General features: G+C 73.5%; 12 protein-coding genes and 1 pseudogene. 3 read left to right on the forward strand and 10 right to left on the reverse strand.

All coding sequences use genetic code 11. From position 1 onward, the window contains the following. Positions 1-29 precede the first annotated feature (29 nt). The 9 genes from hutI to EAO76_RS25940 form a co-directional block, all read right to left on the reverse strand. Positions 30-1202 (reverse strand): imidazolonepropionase, encoded by a 1173-nt coding sequence (gene hutI, locus EAO76_RS25900; RefSeq protein WP_148838308.1) that lies wholly within the window; start codon positions 1200-1202, stop codon positions 30-32. Between the two features lie 126 nt (positions 1203-1328). After that, on the reverse strand, positions 1329-2714 hold the full coding sequence (locus EAO76_RS25905; RefSeq protein ID WP_148838309.1) for a formimidoylglutamate deiminase: 1386 nt from the start codon (positions 2712-2714) through the stop codon (positions 1329-1331). Continuing rightward, positions 2705-3988: an allantoate amidohydrolase gene (locus EAO76_RS25910; RefSeq protein WP_148838376.1), complete on the reverse strand. Its 1284-nt coding sequence runs from the start codon at positions 3986-3988 to the stop codon at positions 2705-2707. Before EAO76_RS25910 ends, EAO76_RS25905 begins: the two co-directional genes overlap by 10 nt. Positions 3989-3990: 2 nt before the next feature. After that, complete coding sequence (gene hutU / locus EAO76_RS25915) at positions 3991-5652, reverse strand: urocanate hydratase (protein ID WP_148838310.1); 1662 nt, start codon at positions 5650-5652, stop codon at positions 3991-3993. 125 nt (positions 5653-5777) lie between these two features. After that, positions 5778-6344 (reverse strand): hypothetical protein, encoded by a 567-nt coding sequence (locus tag EAO76_RS25920; protein WP_262375745.1) that lies wholly within the window; start codon positions 6342-6344, stop codon positions 5778-5780. 158 nt (positions 6345-6502) lie between these two features. Then, positions 6503-7114, reverse strand: coding sequence for a hypothetical protein (locus EAO76_RS25925; RefSeq protein ID WP_148838311.1), 612 nt, complete (start codon positions 7112-7114; stop codon positions 6503-6505). Positions 7115-7225: 111 nt separating this feature from the next. After that, on the reverse strand, positions 7226-8071 hold the full coding sequence (locus tag EAO76_RS25930) for a MurR/RpiR family transcriptional regulator (RefSeq protein ID WP_148838378.1): 846 nt from the start codon (positions 8069-8071) through the stop codon (positions 7226-7228). A gap of 146 nt (positions 8072-8217) precedes the next feature. Beyond that, positions 8218-8916, reverse strand: a complete 699-nt coding sequence (locus EAO76_RS25935) for a hypothetical protein (protein ID WP_148838312.1) — start codon at positions 8914-8916, stop codon at positions 8218-8220. Next, complete coding sequence (locus tag EAO76_RS25940; RefSeq protein WP_262375746.1) at positions 8909-9445, reverse strand: SigE family RNA polymerase sigma factor; 537 nt, start codon at positions 9443-9445, stop codon at positions 8909-8911. The genes EAO76_RS25935 and EAO76_RS25940 overlap by 8 nt, the downstream gene beginning before the upstream one ends. Positions 9446-9628: 183 nt before the next feature. On the opposite strand from EAO76_RS25940, the gene EAO76_RS25945 reads away from it, so the two are divergent. Continuing rightward, entirely contained in the window at positions 9629-10048 is a 420-nt protein-coding gene (locus EAO76_RS25945) for a hypothetical protein (protein ID WP_148838314.1), read from the forward strand. 339 nt (positions 10049-10387) lie between these two features. On the opposite strand, the gene EAO76_RS25950 is transcribed toward EAO76_RS25945, so the two are convergent. After that, the gene (locus tag EAO76_RS25950) at positions 10388-11794 is read right to left on the reverse strand and encodes a cystathionine beta-synthase (protein ID WP_148838315.1); all 1407 of its coding nucleotides are present in this window, start codon (positions 11792-11794) and stop codon (positions 10388-10390) included. A gap of 155 nt (positions 11795-11949) precedes the next feature. Here EAO76_RS25950 and EAO76_RS25955 point away from each other — a divergent pair. Both EAO76_RS25955 and EAO76_RS25960 read left to right on the forward strand, forming a co-directional pair. After that, a pseudogene (locus EAO76_RS25955) lies at positions 11950-12927 on the forward strand (SGNH/GDSL hydrolase family protein); the annotation flags it as partial. Between the two features lie 367 nt (positions 12928-13294). Continuing rightward, positions 13295-14515, forward strand: a complete 1221-nt coding sequence (locus tag EAO76_RS25960) for an acetyl-CoA C-acetyltransferase (RefSeq protein WP_148838316.1) — start codon at positions 13295-13297, stop codon at positions 14513-14515. The last annotated feature ends 361 nt before the right edge of the window (positions 14516-14876 follow it).

Genomic DNA, 14876 nt, shown 5'->3' on the forward strand with positions numbered 1-14876 from the left:
GACCTGCCGCACGGCGGTCCGGGCCGCTCTCAGAGGACGCGCTCGCCCCGCCGCCAGACAGCGTGGACCAGCGGGACGCCCGGCCGGTAGGCGAGGTGGACGTGGCTGGGCGCGTCGAGGAGCACCAGGTCGGCGCGGGCTCCGGGGGCGATGCGGCCGATGTCCGTGCGCCGCAGCGCCGCAGCGCCGCCCGCGGTGGCCGACCAGAGCGCCTCGTCCGGCGTCATTCCCATGTCGCGCACGGCGAGGGCGATGCAGAAGGGCATCGAGGACGTGAACGACGAGCCCGGGTTGCAGTCCGTCGAGAGCGCGACGGTGGCGCCCGCGTCGAGGAGGCGGCGGGCGTCCGGCCAGGTGGCGCGGGTGGAGAACTCGGCGCCCGGGAGCAGTGTGGCGACGGTGTTCCCCTGGGCCAGGGCGTCCACGTCGGCGTCGGTGAGGTGGGTGCAGTGGTCGGCGGACGCGGCGTCGAGTTCGACGGCGAGCTGGACGCCGGGACCGTGGCCGAGCTGGTTGGCGTGGACGCGGGGGTGCAGGCCCCGGGCCCGGCCCGCGGTGAGGACGGCACGGGCCTGGTCGCCGTCGAAGGCGCCGCGCTCGCAGAACACGTCGACCCAACGGGCGTACGGGGCGCAGGCGTCGAGCATCGCACCGGTGACCAGTTCGACGTAGCCGGCCGGGTCGTCGGCGTAGTCCGGGGAGACGATGTGGGCGCCGAGGTAGGTGACCTCCTCGGTGTGCCGGGCGGCGATGCGCAGGGCGCGGGCCTCGTCCTCGACGGTGAGGCCGTAGCCGGACTTGGTCTCGATGGTGGTGGTGCCCTGGCGCAGCGCCTCGGCGAGGTAGCGGGCGACGTTGGCGGAGAGTTCGTCGTCGGTGGCGGCGCGGGTCGCGGCGACCGTGGTCCTGATGCCGCCCGCGCTGTAGGCGCGGCCGGACATCCGGGCGTTGAACTCCTCGGTGCGGTCGCCCGCGAACACGAGGTGGGAGTGGGAGTCGACGAAGCCGGGGATCGCCGCCCGGCCGCCCGCGTCGACGACGTCGTCGGTGGCGGGTGCTCCGCCCGATTCGCCGACCCAGACGATCCGGTCGTCCTCGATGACGACGGTCGCGTCCCGGACCGGGCCCAGGGGGGAATCCGCGCGGAGGGAGGGGTCGTTGGTGACCAGGCTCGCGATGTTGGTGATGGCGGTCGTCGTCATCGGGTGGTTGYTCTCCTTGCGGGGGCGGGTGTCGGGGTCCGGCGGGTGGCCGTCCGGCCGGGGGTCACCCGGCGGGCTCTCGGAACCTGCCGGTTGGCCCCCGGCCGGGGTCCGCTCGGCGGGCTCTCAGCGGTGCAGGGCCGCGATGGCCGAGGCGAGCGCCGCGGGGACGTCCTCGACCAGCGTGTGCCGGCCGTCGCGGACGATGTGCCGTCCCGCCACGACCGTGTGCCGCACATCGGCCGCGGAGGCGGCGAACACGACCGCCTCGGCGGCGAGCCGGGGCACCGGTCCCGCTGTTCTGACGGAGTCCAGGGCCACGGTCGCCAGGTCGGCGGGGGCGCCGGGTTCGATGACGCCCGCCTCCGGCCGGCCGAGCGCGGCGTGGCCGTCGGCGGTCGCGGCGCGCAGCAGGGCCGCCGCCGTCCAGTGGCCCCGGGTCCGGGTGCGCAGGCGCTCGTCGAGTTCCATCGCGCGCGCCTCCTCGAAGAGGTCGATCACGGCGTGGCTGTCGCTGCCGAGGGAGAGCGGCGAGCCCGCCCGCTGGAGGGCGACGGCCGGGCCGATCCCGTCGGCGAGGTCGCGTTCCGTGGTGGGGCACATGCAGGTGCCGGTCGACGAGGAGCCGATCAGCGCGATGTCCTCGTCGGTGAGGTGGGTGTTGTGGATGCCGGTGGTGCGCGGGCCGAGGACGCCGTGGTCGGCGAGGAGCCGGGTCGGCGTGCGGCCGTGGACGGCGAGGCAGGCGTCGTTCTCGGCGGTCTGCTCGGAGAGGTGGACGTGCAGCGGCGCCCGCCGTTCCTCGGCCCAGGCGGCCACGGTGGCGAGCTGCTCGGCCGGCACGGCGCGCACGGAGTGGACGGCGGCGCCGATCAGGGCGTGGTCGCCGCCCTTGAGCAGCGAGGCGCGTTCGGCCCAGGACTCCGCGGTGGTGTCGGAGAACCGCAGTTGGTACTGGTCCGGCGGCTGGTACTGGCCCGGGCGCCTGCCGAATCCGGCGGAGAGGTAGGCGGTGTCCAGCAGGGTGATCCGGATGCCGGCCTCGCCCGCCGCCGCGATCAGGGCCTCGCCCATGGCGTTCGGGTTGTCGTACGGGGTGCCGCCCGGCGCGTGGTGCAGGTAGTGGAATTCGCCGACCGCGGTGATGCCGGCCAGCGCCATCTCGGCGTACACGGCGCGGGCGAGGTCGTGGTACGAGTCGGGGGTGAGCCGGGAGGCGACCCGGTACATGGTCTCGCGCCAGGTCCAGAAGGTGCCGGAGCCGACCTGGACGGTGGAGCGCAGGGCGCGGTGGAAGGCGTGCGAGTGGGTGTTGGCGAGCCCGGGGACGGTGAGTCCGCGCAGCACGGTGGCGCCCGGCGGCGGGGTGGCGACGCCGGTGCGGACGCCCGCGATGATCCCGCCGGAGACGTCCAGGGCGACGCCCGGCTCGACATGGGTGCCGAGCCAGGCGTGGGACAGCCAGTACGTCACGGTGGCGGACCGGCCCGCCGGTTCCGTTGTCAGCTGCACGCGAGACCTTCCAGTACGTCGGCGAGTGCGGTCACTCCGGCCGCGCAGTCGTCCTCGGCCGCGTGTTCGGCCGGGGAGTGCGAGACGCCGGTGGGGTTGCGCACGAACAGCATGGCGGTGGGGACCGAGGCGGACAAAATACCCGCGTCGTGTCCGGCCCCGGTGCCGAGGACGGGGACCGGCCGGCCGTCGCCGCCGCGGCCCTTGAGGATCCTGCCGAGTTCGTCGCGCAGGGCGTGCTCGAACTCGACGACGGGCGTGAAGGACTCCCGTACGACGTCGAGGTCGATCCCGGCCCGCTCGGCGTGTTCCCGGGCGGCCCGCTCGATGCCGGTGACCACCGTGTCGAGGGCGGCCTGGTCGGCGGCGCGGGAGTCGAGCCAGCCCCGGACGAGGGACGGGATCGCGTTGACGCCGTTCGGCTCGACGGAGATCTTGCCGAACGTAGCGACGGCACCGGCGAGTTCGGCCTCGCGGCGGGCGGCCAGCACGGTCTCGGCGTACGTGAGCATGGGATCGCGCCGGTCGGCCAGACGGGTGGTGCCCGCGTGGTTGGCCTCGCCGCGGAAGTCGAACCGCCAGCGGCCGTGCGGCCAGATCGCGGAGGCGATGCCGACCGGGTCGCCGGTGAGGTCGAGGGCGCGGCCCTGCTCGACGTGGAGTTCGACGAACGCGCCGATGCGGGCGAGCCGTTCGGGGTCCGGACCGATGGCCCCGGGGTCGTACCCGGCCGCCTCCATGGCCTGCGGCAGGGTGACGCCGTCGCCGTCGCGGAGCCGGTGGGCCGCCTCCGCGGTCAGCTGTCCGGCGGCGAGCCGGGAGCCCACGCAGGCGAGGCCGAATCGGGCCCCCTCCTCGTCGCCGAAGTTGCTGATCGCCAGCGGCCGGACGAACTCCACTCCCCTGTGGCGGAGTTCGTCGAGCGCGGCGAAGGCGGAGACCACTCCGAGCGGTCCGTCGAAGGCGCCGCCGTCGGGCACGGAGTCGAGGTGCGATCCGGCGACGACGGCGTCCCCGGCGAGCGGGTCGCCGAGCCAGGCCCACTGGTTGCCGTTGCGGTCCACCTCGTGGGCGAGCCCGCGCGCCTCGGCCTGGGCGCGGAACCAGGCGCGGCAGTCGGCGTCGGCCCCGGTCCAGGCGTAGCGGCGGTAGCCGCCGCTGTCCCGGTTCCGGCCGACCGGCAGCAGGTCCCGCCACATCTCCTGGAACGACGACGCCCCGGACCGGGGGCCGGCACCCGTGCCGGCCCCGGTGTCCGCGCCGCCGGACGGCAGGCTCACTGGCCTTCCTCCTTCATCGGCACCCGTACGCCCTTGTCGGCGGCGACCGACTCCGCGATGTCGTACCCGGCGTCGACGTGCCGGATGACGCCCATGCCCGGGTCGTTGGTGAGGACCCGGCGGATCTTCTCGCCCGCGAGCTTCGTGCCGTCGGCGACGGTCACCTGTCCGGCGTGGATGGACCGCCCCATGCCGACGCCGCCGCCGTGGTGGATGGAGACCCAGGAGGCCCCGGACGCCACGTTGACCATGGCGTTCAGCAGCGGCCAGTCGGCGATCGCGTCGGACCCGTCGAGCATGGCCTCGGTCTCCCGGTACGGGGAGGCCACGGAACCGCAGTCCAGGTGATCGCGCCCGATGGCCAGCGGGGCGGCCAGTTCGCCGCTCGCCACCATGTCGTTGAAGCGCTCGCCGGCCCGGTCGCGTTCGCCGTGGCCGAGCCAGCAGATCCGGGCGGGCAGTCCCTGGAAGTGGACGCGCTCGCCGGCCATCCTGATCCAGCGGTGCAGCGACTCGTTCTCCGGGAAGAGCTCCAGCATCGCCCTGTCCGTCTTGTGGATGTCGGACGCCTCGCCGGACAGGGCCGCCCAGCGGAACGGGCCCTTGCCCTCGCAGAACAGCGGCCGGATGTAGGCGGGCACGAAGCCGGGGAAGTCGAAGGCCCGGTCGTAGCCCGCGAGCTGCGCCTCGCCTCGGATCGAGTTGCCGTAGTCGAAGACCTCGGCCCCGGCGTCCATGAAGCCGACCATCGCCTCGACGTGCCTGGCCATCGACTCCCGGGCGCGCTGCGTGAAGTCGGCGGGCTTCTCGGCGGCGTACGAGGCCATGTCGTCGAAGTCGACGCCGAGCGGGAGGTACGAGAGCGGGTCGTGCGCGCTGGTCTGGTCGGTGACGATGTCGATCGGCGCCCCCTCGGCGAGCATCCGCGGCAGCAGCTCCGCCGCGTTGCCCAGCAGCCCGATGGAGAGCGGGCGGCGGGCGTCCCGGGCCTCGGTGGCCAGCTGGAGGGCGTGCTCCAGGGAGTCGGCGCGCACGTCCAGGTAGCGGTGCTCGATCCGGCGCTCGATGGCGCGCGGGTCGCAGTCGACGCAGATCGCGACGCCGTCGTTCATGGTCACGGCGAGCGGCTGGGCGCCGCCCATGCCGCCGAGCCCGGCGGTCAGGGTGATCGTGCCGGCCAGCGTCCCGCCGAACTTCTTCGCGGCGACGGCGGCGAAGGTCTCGTACGTGCCCTGGAGGATGCCCTGGGTGCCGATGTAGATCCACGAACCGGCGGTCATCTGGCCGTACATGGTGAGTCCGAGCGCCTCCAGGCGGCGGAACTCCTCCCAGTTCGCCCAGTCGCCCACCAGGTTGGAGTTGGCGATCAGCACCCGCGGCGCCCACTCGTGCGTCTGCATGACGCCGACCGGGCGCCCGGACTGGACGAGCATCGTCTCGTCCTGCTTGAGGGTCCTGAGCGTGCGCACCATCGCGTCGAAGGAGCGCCAGTCGCGGGCCGCCTTGCCGGTGCCGCCGTAGACGACGAGCTTGTCGGGGTGCTCGGCGACCTCGGGGTCGAGGTTGTTCTGCAGCATGCGCAGGGCGGCTTCCTGCTGCCATCCCAGGGCACTCAGTTCCGTACCGCGCGGTGCCCGTACGGGGCGGGGTCCTGACATGGCGGCGCCTCCTCGTGACTGTAAGTCTTCTATTCACATCCTGAAGGTCTGAATACTCGTAGTCAACAGCCCCGCGCCGGTGTGCCCGGACGCGGGGCCGATCGTGTCGGGGTCCGCGCGGGGGCTCAGCTCCGGCGCGGCGCCCCGCCGAACGCGGCGTCCCCCGCCATCGGTCCGGTGGTCCGGTACCCCTTGACCCGCTTGCCCGCGGGCCGTCCGCGCTCCGTCCAGTCGGTCCGCACCCAGTACAGGACGTCGTCCCGGTGCTCGGCCCGGCCGATCCGGACGGCCTTGATCCACAGCCCGGCCCCGGCCCCGGCCAGCACCAGCCCGCCGGCGGCGGGCAGCAGGAACGCGCTGGCGACGGCGGCCAGGAACGCCCCGAGCAGCCACCACCGGTGCCCGCGCCGCCACTCGCGCACGGTCACGGCCCGGTCCTGGAGGAAGTCGGACCGCCCGGCGCGAGTGGCCGCCGCGGCCAGCGCCGTGTACCGCCGGCCGCGCACCAGTGCCACCGCGGCGGCGGTGATCAGGAACAGCGCCGCCCCGGCCAGCAGCCCGATCCGGCGCCCGGTGAGCCCCGGCACCAGCGCGCCGATCGCCGCCGCGAGCAGCCCGGGCCACCACAGCGGCGCGGCCCCGGCCCGTACGATCACGGCCACCCTCGCCAACGACTGAGCTCCGCGCCCCACGTCCGTACCTCTCTTCCCACGGCGTCCCCGGCCTCCGGCCGGGCCTGTCGGAGCCGGAGGGTAGTGGCCGCAGATGAGCGGTGTCTGAGAAACGGCGGGCGGTCCGCCGCGGAACGAGCGGGCCCCGACACGGGACGAAAGGCCCCGGTACGGGGTCGTCAGAGCATGATCCCGACCATGCCGTCGCCGCCCGCGGCACAGCCGAACCGTCCCCGGCAGCAGCTCTCCCAGCCTCCGTTCCCGTCCCCCGCCAGGACCAGTTCCCGCCACGGCTCACCGGCCGGGACGTCCTGCCCGTCCAGGCGGAGCGAGAGCTGCGGCACGACCACCCACCCCCGGGCCTCCGGCGGCCGGACCGGTTCCGGAAGCACGGCGAGCACCTCCTCGGCGGGGTGCCCGAACAGGTCGACGCCGTCCCACACCGCCCCCGGGCCCCGCGCGCCGGAGCCCGGCCGTCCCCCCGTGATCCTGATCCGCGCGAGCCGGTCCGCCGCGTCCGGTCCCCCGCCGTCCAGGGCCAGCCGGACTCCGTCGAACTCGGCGACGACGTTCCACTCCGGCTGGTGGAGGTAGCCGGAGCACCAGGCGTCATGGGCGTGGCGCGGTTCGGAGTAGTCCGCGAGCGTCAACGAGCTGCACTGCGGCCCCCGGTACGTCCGGGGCGCGGCCGCCTCCAGCCGGGCCAGGGCCTCCTCGGGCCCCGCCCCGAACCGGAGCGTCCCGGCCCCGCCCGGCAGCTCCACACCGATCCCCGGCAGCAGTTCCAGCACGGCCCCATTGTCGGGGTCGCCGACGCCCGCCCGGAACCCGGGCCGGACCACCGCCGGCGCCCGCCCGGAACCCGGGCCGGGGCCGCCACCGGTACGCACCCGGCGGCGGCCTCACTCGACGAACAGCCCCCGCGCCGCCGCCCGCGCGTCGAACTCCTCCAGCCGCGCCTGTGCGTCGGGCAGGGCGTCGCACATCGCCTCCAGCAGCACCCGGCCCAGCAGCATGGGCGCGCACGCGGTGTCGAAGGCGAGCCCGGTGCCGACGGCGGCCGGGATCAGCAGGTCGCTGTGCCCGGCGACGGGCGCGAAGGCGGAGTCCGCGACGGACACGACGGTCAGCCCCTGTTCGCGCGCGTACGCGAGGGCGTCCACGACCTCCTTCGGGTACCGGGGCAGCGCGAAGCAGATCAGCGCGGTGGCACCCGCGCGCCGGGCGGCGTCGATCCGGTCGGGCAGCATGCTGCCGCCCTCGTCGAGCACCCGGACGTCGGGGTGGACCTTGGCCGCGAAGTACCCGAAGCCGCGCGCCTGCGAGGAGGCGGCCCGCAGCCCGAGCACCGGCAGCGGGCGCGAGGCCGCCAGCAGCCTGCCCGCGCGCTCGACGGGCCCCGGGTCGGCGAGCAGTTCGGCCAGGTGCCGCAGGTTCTCGATCTCGCCGAGCACCGCCTGCTGGTACTCGTTGTGCGCGTCGTCCCCGTCCCCCGGCGCGGATTCGGCGGGGGCGACCTCCCGCAGGTGCTTGCGGAGCGCCGGATAACCGTCGAAGCCGAGCGCCACGGCGAACCGGGTGACGGACGGCTGGCTGACCCCGGCGAGTTCGGCCAGCTCCACGCTCGACAGGAACGGCACGTCCCCGGCCCTGCGCACCATCGAGTGCGCGATCCGGCGCTGGGTGGGCGTGAGCCGGCGCCCCTCGAAGAGCTGCTGCAACCGCGCGGCCGGGCCGCTCCCGCTCATGCTGTCCCCTCGGTCGATCCGGCGCACCATGATCCGGCGCCGACAGATCCATTCAGCCAGCATGGCATCTGCATGTCCATATGCAGCCGGGCCACCGGAACCCGGGCCCGGACCAGGAACCCCGGCCCGGCCCCGGAACCCGATGCTCAGGAGTCACCGTCCAGGACCTCGACGACCGAGACCCAGGACTTCCAGCGCTGTGTGAAGACCCGCAGCGTATGGCCGCCCGGCACCTTCCCGGACCAGGCGGTGACCGTCTCCGGGGCCGCCGCGCCTTCCCGTACGTCCTGCGACGCGCCCGCCGTACGGCTCAGGCCGTCCGCGTCCAGTCCGGCGAGCACCGTCCTCAACTCGTCCCCGGCCGTGGCCTCGTCGTCGTACTCGACGAGGCACTGCCGGGCCACGGCCTTGCGCACGCCCCGGTACTCCTTGGTGTAGCCGATCCGGTCGACCCGGCCCGTCTCCGGGGACGTCCCCGGGCAGAACGTGCCGAGTCCCGCCCGGTTCAGGAGGTCGCCGCGGGCGTCGGAGTCGACGGGCCGCCCCTCGTTGTCCTTCCAGCGCCACGTGCCGTACAGCGGTACCTCCTTCGCGGGCAGGTTCCGGACCGCGCCGTTCTCGCGGAACGGGTTGTCCGGTGCGATGGCCACGGCGCCCCGCCCGTCCGGCCCGTCCGGCCCGCCCGGCAGCAGGGCCCACGCCCCGGCGGCCAGCAGCGCGACCGTGCACAGGGCCGCCGCGCCCGTCCTGCGGCGCGCCCGGCGCCGCTGTCCGCGCCGTCGGATCTCCTCGGCGGCCGGCAGCCGCACCGCGACACCGTCCAGCAGTTCCTCGACCTCAGCCATGGTCCGCACTCCCCACTCGCCCGGCGGTGACGAAGGGATCGGCCAGCCTCTCGCCGAGCACCTTGCGGGCCCGGTGGAGCCGGGTCCGTACCGCACCGTTCGACACACCCGTCTCACGCGCCACTTCTTCCACCGGCAGGTCCAGCAGGTGGTGCAGGACCACGGCCCGGCGCTGCTCGGCGTTCAGCTCGCCGAGGGCGTCCAGCAGCGCCACCCGGTCCGCCGAGAGGCCGGGCGCGTCCGCGGGCGGCCCGTGCCGGAAGTGCGCGCGCACCCGGTTGCGCGTCCTGCGCCAGGTGCTGATCGCCAGCCGGACCGCCACCGTCCGCACCCAGGGGAGCGGATCGCCCTCGCGCACCAGGCGGTCCCAGCGCTGCCACGCCCGTACGTACGCCTCCTGCACCGCGTCCTCCGCCTCCGCCAGATCACCGGTCGTCGCGTAGACGGTGGCGACCAGTCTCTTGGCCGTGGCCGTGTAGAACGCGTCGAAATCCTCGGCCCCCGTCAGCATCGTCCTCCGTCCGTCCATCCATCCCCCGGGAACGGTTCGGCCCCCGGGAACTGCTCTCACCGGGTACACGCACCGGCGGCGGCGAATGTTACGAACGACTTTCCGGGACTCCCGCGGGCGCCCTCCGTGAGGCGTTCCCCCCGGCAAAGAGGGGGGACAGCCCCACTGCGCGCGAGGGCGTCGGTTCCTAGCCTGAGGGGCATGAAAGCCGGAGACCCCGAGCTCAGGAACGAGCTCGACGCCGCCCTGCGGGCCCGTGGCGAGCTGGGCTCGGAGTACGAGTCCGCGCTCGTCGAATCCTTCCTGGAGAAGGTCGAGCACCGGCTCGACGCCACGCTCGACCGCCGCGTCCGGCGCCATCTCGCCGAGCAGCGGGTGAGCCTCGCCAGGGGCACGCGCCCGCCGCATCCGCTGGGCGGCTTCGCCGAGCGCTACGGCTTCGCGATCGTCTCGCTGGTCCTGGCCGTGCCGCTGTCGGCGATCGGCGCCGAGACGGCCCACACCAGTGGTCTGGTCGTCGCCTGGCTGGGGATCGTCGCGGTCAACGCGGTGCACGCCGCCCGCAACTGGCCGTTCCTCCAACGGCGTTCCGGGCACGTGGCCTCGGACTGGGAGGACTGAACCCGCGCCCCGTGCCCGACGGGCGGGTCGTCGTCCCGTGTGTCGCGGGGACCGCCGCACCCCCGGTTTCCCAGGGGGCGGGACGACGGCGGTCCCCGCGAGGGACGCGGCCCGGGTCAGTACCGGTCGACGCGTCCCGGCGACGGTGGAGGTCCGGGAGCCGCTCCGTAGTCCGGTGTCGCCGTATCGGGTGCCGACGGGTCTCCCCCGCCGACACCCATCAATCTGCCGGACCCGTGTTAAGCCGGTGCTGCGCGTACGTGTCGCGCTCGTACCGTTTTCGCGAAGCCCGGCCCCACCGCCCCGCAGAAGCCGGGCCCCGCGGGGCCCGGCCCCGCGCTACGCCTTGCCGGCCGACGCGTCCTTGGCGAGGAACGCCAGCAGGTCCTGGCGGCTGACGACGCCCTTCGGCTTGCCCTCCACCAGCACGATCGCCGCGTCCGCCGCGTTCGTGCCGCCGAGCGCCGCCATCAGGTCCTCGACCGGTTCGCCGGAGCCGACCTGCGGCAGCGGCGGCGACATGTGCTTCTCCAGCGGGTCGGAGAGCGAGGCGCGCTGGGCGAACAGCGCGTTGAGCAGCTCCCGTTCCACCACGGAACCGATGACCTCGGCGGCCATCACGTCCGGGTGGCCGGCCCCCGGCTTCACGATCGGCATCTGCGAGACGCCGTACTCGCGCAGGACCTCGATCGCCTCGCCGACGGTCTCCTCGGGGTGCATGTGGACGAGCGTCGGGATCGGCCCCTCCTTGTGGTCGAGCACGTCCCCGACCCGGGCCGACGGACCGGCGTCCTCCAGGAACCCGTAGTCCGCCATCCACTCGTCGTTGAAGATCTTGCTCAGGTAGCCGCGCCCGCTGTCCGGCAGCAGGACGACGACCACGTCGTCCGGGCCCAGCCGCTTGGCGACCTCCAGCGCGCCGACCACCGCCATGCCGCAGGAACCGCCGACCAGCAGGCCCTCCTCCTTGGCCAGGCGGCGGGTCATCTGGAAGGAGTCCTTGTCGGACACGGCGACGATCTCGTCCGTGACCGTGCGGTCGTAGGCGCTCGGCCAGAAGTCCTCGCCGACGCCCTCGACGAGGTACGGACGCCCGGAGCCGCCGGAGTAGACCGAGCCCTCCGGGTCCGCGCCGATCACCTTCACCGCGCCGTCGCTGACCTCCTTGAGGTAGCGGCCGGTACCGCTGATCGTGCCGCCCGTGCCGACGCCCGCGACGAAGTGGGTGATCTTCCCGTCCGTCTGCTCCCACAGCTCGGGACCGGTGGTCTCGTAGTGCGAGCGCGGGTTGTTGGGGTTCGAGTACTGGTCCGGCTTCCAGGCTCCCGGCGTCTCCCGGACCAGCCGGTCGGAGACGTTGTAGTAGGAGTCGGGGTGCTCGGGGTCAACGGCCGTCGGGCAGACGACGACCTCGGCACCGTAGGCGCGCAGCACATTGATCTTGTCCGTGGACACCTTGTCCGGGCAGACGAAGATGCACTTGTACCCCTTCTGCTGGGCGACGATCGCCAGGCCGACGCCCGTGTTGCCGCTGGTCGGCTCGACGATCGTGCCGCCCGGCTTCAACTCGCCGCTCTGCTCGGCGGCCTCGATCATGCGCAGGGCGATCCGGTCCTTGACCGAACCGCCGGGGTTGAAGTACTCGACCTTGGCCAGGACCGTCGCCTGGATGCCGGCCGTTACATTGCGCAGCCTCACCAGCGGGGTATTGCCTACGAGACTGATCATCGAATCGTGGAATTGCACCGTGTACTCCGGGGTCTCCGTAATGGTCCGGCAAGGGTATGCGTACGGGGACGTGATTGGGCGAAGCGATTGAGCGACGGTCGCCGCGGGGCAGTTAGCTGTATGTACGGCGGTACGGCGACGAGGAGGTGGACCGGACTGTGTCAAGAGCGAGGGTGGCACGGCGGATCGCGGCGGGCGCGGCCTACGGCGGCGGCAGCATCGGGTTGCTCGGTGCGGCGGCGGTGGGCGTCCTGCTGGCGGAGGTCCAGCTGGCGAAACGACAGGTGGGCGGCGGTATCGCACCGGTTCCGCCGAGCGCCGACGGGCGGTACGGGGTGGCGTTCACCGGGCCCGCGGAACCGCTGCGACTGGGGTTGCTGGGGGACTCGACGGCGGCCGGGCAGGGGGTGCGCCGGGCCGGACAGACACCGGGCGCGCTGCTCGCGTCGGGGCTCGCGGCAGTCTCCGAACGGCCGGTGGACCTGCGCAACGTCGCCCAGCCGGGTGCCCGGTCGGACGATCTCGAACGGCAGGTCTCGCTGCTGCTCGCCGACGCCTCCCGCACGCCCGACGTGTGCGTGATCATGATCGGCGCGAACGACGTCACGCACCGCATCCCGGCCACCCAGTCCGTGCGCTGCCTGACCACCGCGGTGCGCAGGCTGCGGACGGCGGGGGCCGAGGTGGTGGTCGGCACCTGCCCCGATCTGGGCACGATCGAGCCGGTCTACCAGCCGCTGCGCTGGCTGGCCCGGCGGGTGAGCCGGCAGCTGGCGGCGGCCCAGACGATCGGTTCGGTGGAGCAGGGCGGGCGGACGGTGTCGCTGGGCGACCTGCTCGGGCCGGAGTTCGAGGAGAACCCCCGGGAGCTGTTCGGGCCGGACAACTACCACCCGTCGGCGGAGGGCTACGCCACGGCGGCGATGGCGGTGCTGCCCACGCTCTGCGCGGCGCTGGGGCTGTGGCCGGAGTCCGAGCGGCTGGACGGGGCCCGGCGCGAGGACATGCTGCCGGTGGCCGAGGCGGCCTCCCAGGCGGCCAAGGAGGCCGGTACGGAGGTCACGGGGGCCCGGGCCCCCTGGGCGCTCCTCAAGCAGCGCAGGCGGCGGCGCCTGCCCGCGACCACGGAGCCCCACCCCGAGCCGGAGACGCACGAGGAAGCGGCGCAGGACGCGGAGGGCCTGGAGAGCGTGGCGGACGCGGAATCCGCCGGGAACACCTCGCGGGACACGGACGGCGGTACGTCGGCCGGGGCGACGACCGGGAAGGCGGACCGCGGAACGGACGGGGGGACCGACGGCGGAACGCACGGGAAGAAAGGTGGCGAGAAGGACGGAGAGAAGGACGGGAAGACGTGCGGGGAGCCGCGCAATCTCCCGGCCAATTGATCGACTGAGCGGTCGCTTAGAAAAGAGGTCGGCATCACATGCGCTGCCCGGTGACCCAGCCCCTACGTACAGGTAACTTCCAAGTCAGCACCTGCCAGAACCCGCCTTCCAGCCCTCATGGAGCCGCGTGATGCCCGAAGCCGTGATCGTCTCTGCCGCCCGTTCCCCCATCGGCCGGGCCTTCAAGGGTTCGCTGAAGGACCTGCGCGCGGACGACCTGACCGCCACGATCATCCGGACGGCGCTGGCGAAGGTGCCCGAGCTGGACCCGAAGGACATCGACGACCTGATGCTCGGCTGCGGTCTGCCGGGCGGCGAGCAGGGCAACAACCTGGGCCGGATCATCGCCGTGCAGATGGGCATGGACCACCTCCCGGGCTGTACGGTCACCCGCTACTGCTCGTCCTCCCTGCAGACCAGCCGGATGGCACTGCACGCCATCAAGGCCGGCGAGGGCGACGTCTTCATCTCGGCCGGTGTCGAGATGGTGTCCCGCTTCTCGAAGGGCAACTCCGACAACTGGCCGGACACGCACAACCCGCTGTTCGCCGAGGCCGAGGCCCGCACCGCGGCCCGCGCCGAGCAGGAGGGCGCCGGCTGGCACGACCCGCGCGAGGACGGCCTGGTCCCGGACGCGTACATCGCGATGGGGCAGACCGCGGAGAACCTCGCCCGGCTCAAGGGCATCACCCGCCAGGACATGGACGAGTTCGGCGTCCGCTCGCAGAACCTCGCCGAGGAAGCCCTCAAGAACGGCTTCTGGGAGCGCGAGATCACCCCGGTCACCACTCCGGACGGCACGGTCGTCGCCAAGGACGACGGCCCGCGCGCGGGCGTCACCATGGAGGGCGTCCAGGGCCTGAAGCCGGTGTTCCGCCCGGACGGACTGGTCACCGCGGGCAACTGCTGCCCGCTCAACGACGGTGCCGCCGCGCTCGTGATCATGTCCGACACCAAGGCGCGCGAGCTGGGCCTGACCCCGCTGGCCCGGATCGTCTCGACCGGTGTCTCGGGCCTCTCCCCCGAGATCATGGGGTACGGCCCGGTGGAGGCCAGCAAGCAGGCGCTGAAGCGGGCCGGGCTGACCATCGACGACATCGACCTGGCCGAGATCAACGAGGCGTTCGCCGCCCAGGTGATCCCCTCCTACCGCGACCTCGGTCTGCCGCTGGAGAAGGTCAACGTCAACGGCGGCGCCATCGCCGTCGGCCACCCCTTCGGCATGACCGGCGCCCGGATCACCGGCACGCTGATCAACAGCCTGCAGTTCCACGACAAGCAGTTCGGCCTGGAGACCATGTGCGTGGGCGGCGGCCAGGGCATGGCGATGGTCATCGAGCGGCTGAGCTGAGGTGCAGCGGAGGGTAGGGGTCGCCCGAGGAACGAGGGCGGCACCTGCCCGCAGCGGAAACGAAGCGAACGCGACCACGAACACGCGCGGCCGAGCCGAGGTGCAGCGGAGTCGGGTCGGCCGGGTGTCGGGCCCGCCTTAGTGGGCCCGACACCCGGCCGTCGCCGGAGGGCATGGCTTTCGGCCGATCTCCGGACCGCGAAGTGGCTGTTTCCGAGCCCCGACCGTGACCGAATCTCCCCCAGGATGTGACCTATCTCCTGGGGGAGAGTCATTCCCGCAGGCCACACCCATCCCGGGGTTAAACCCCGGGCCCAAAGACCTGTCCAATTCGTGACGTAATGCACTGACACAGGGCGCA

It is taken from the genome of Streptomyces sp. sk2.1 (assembly GCF_008120935.1).
GTDB lineage: Bacteria > Actinomycetota > Actinomycetes > Streptomycetales > Streptomycetaceae > Streptomyces.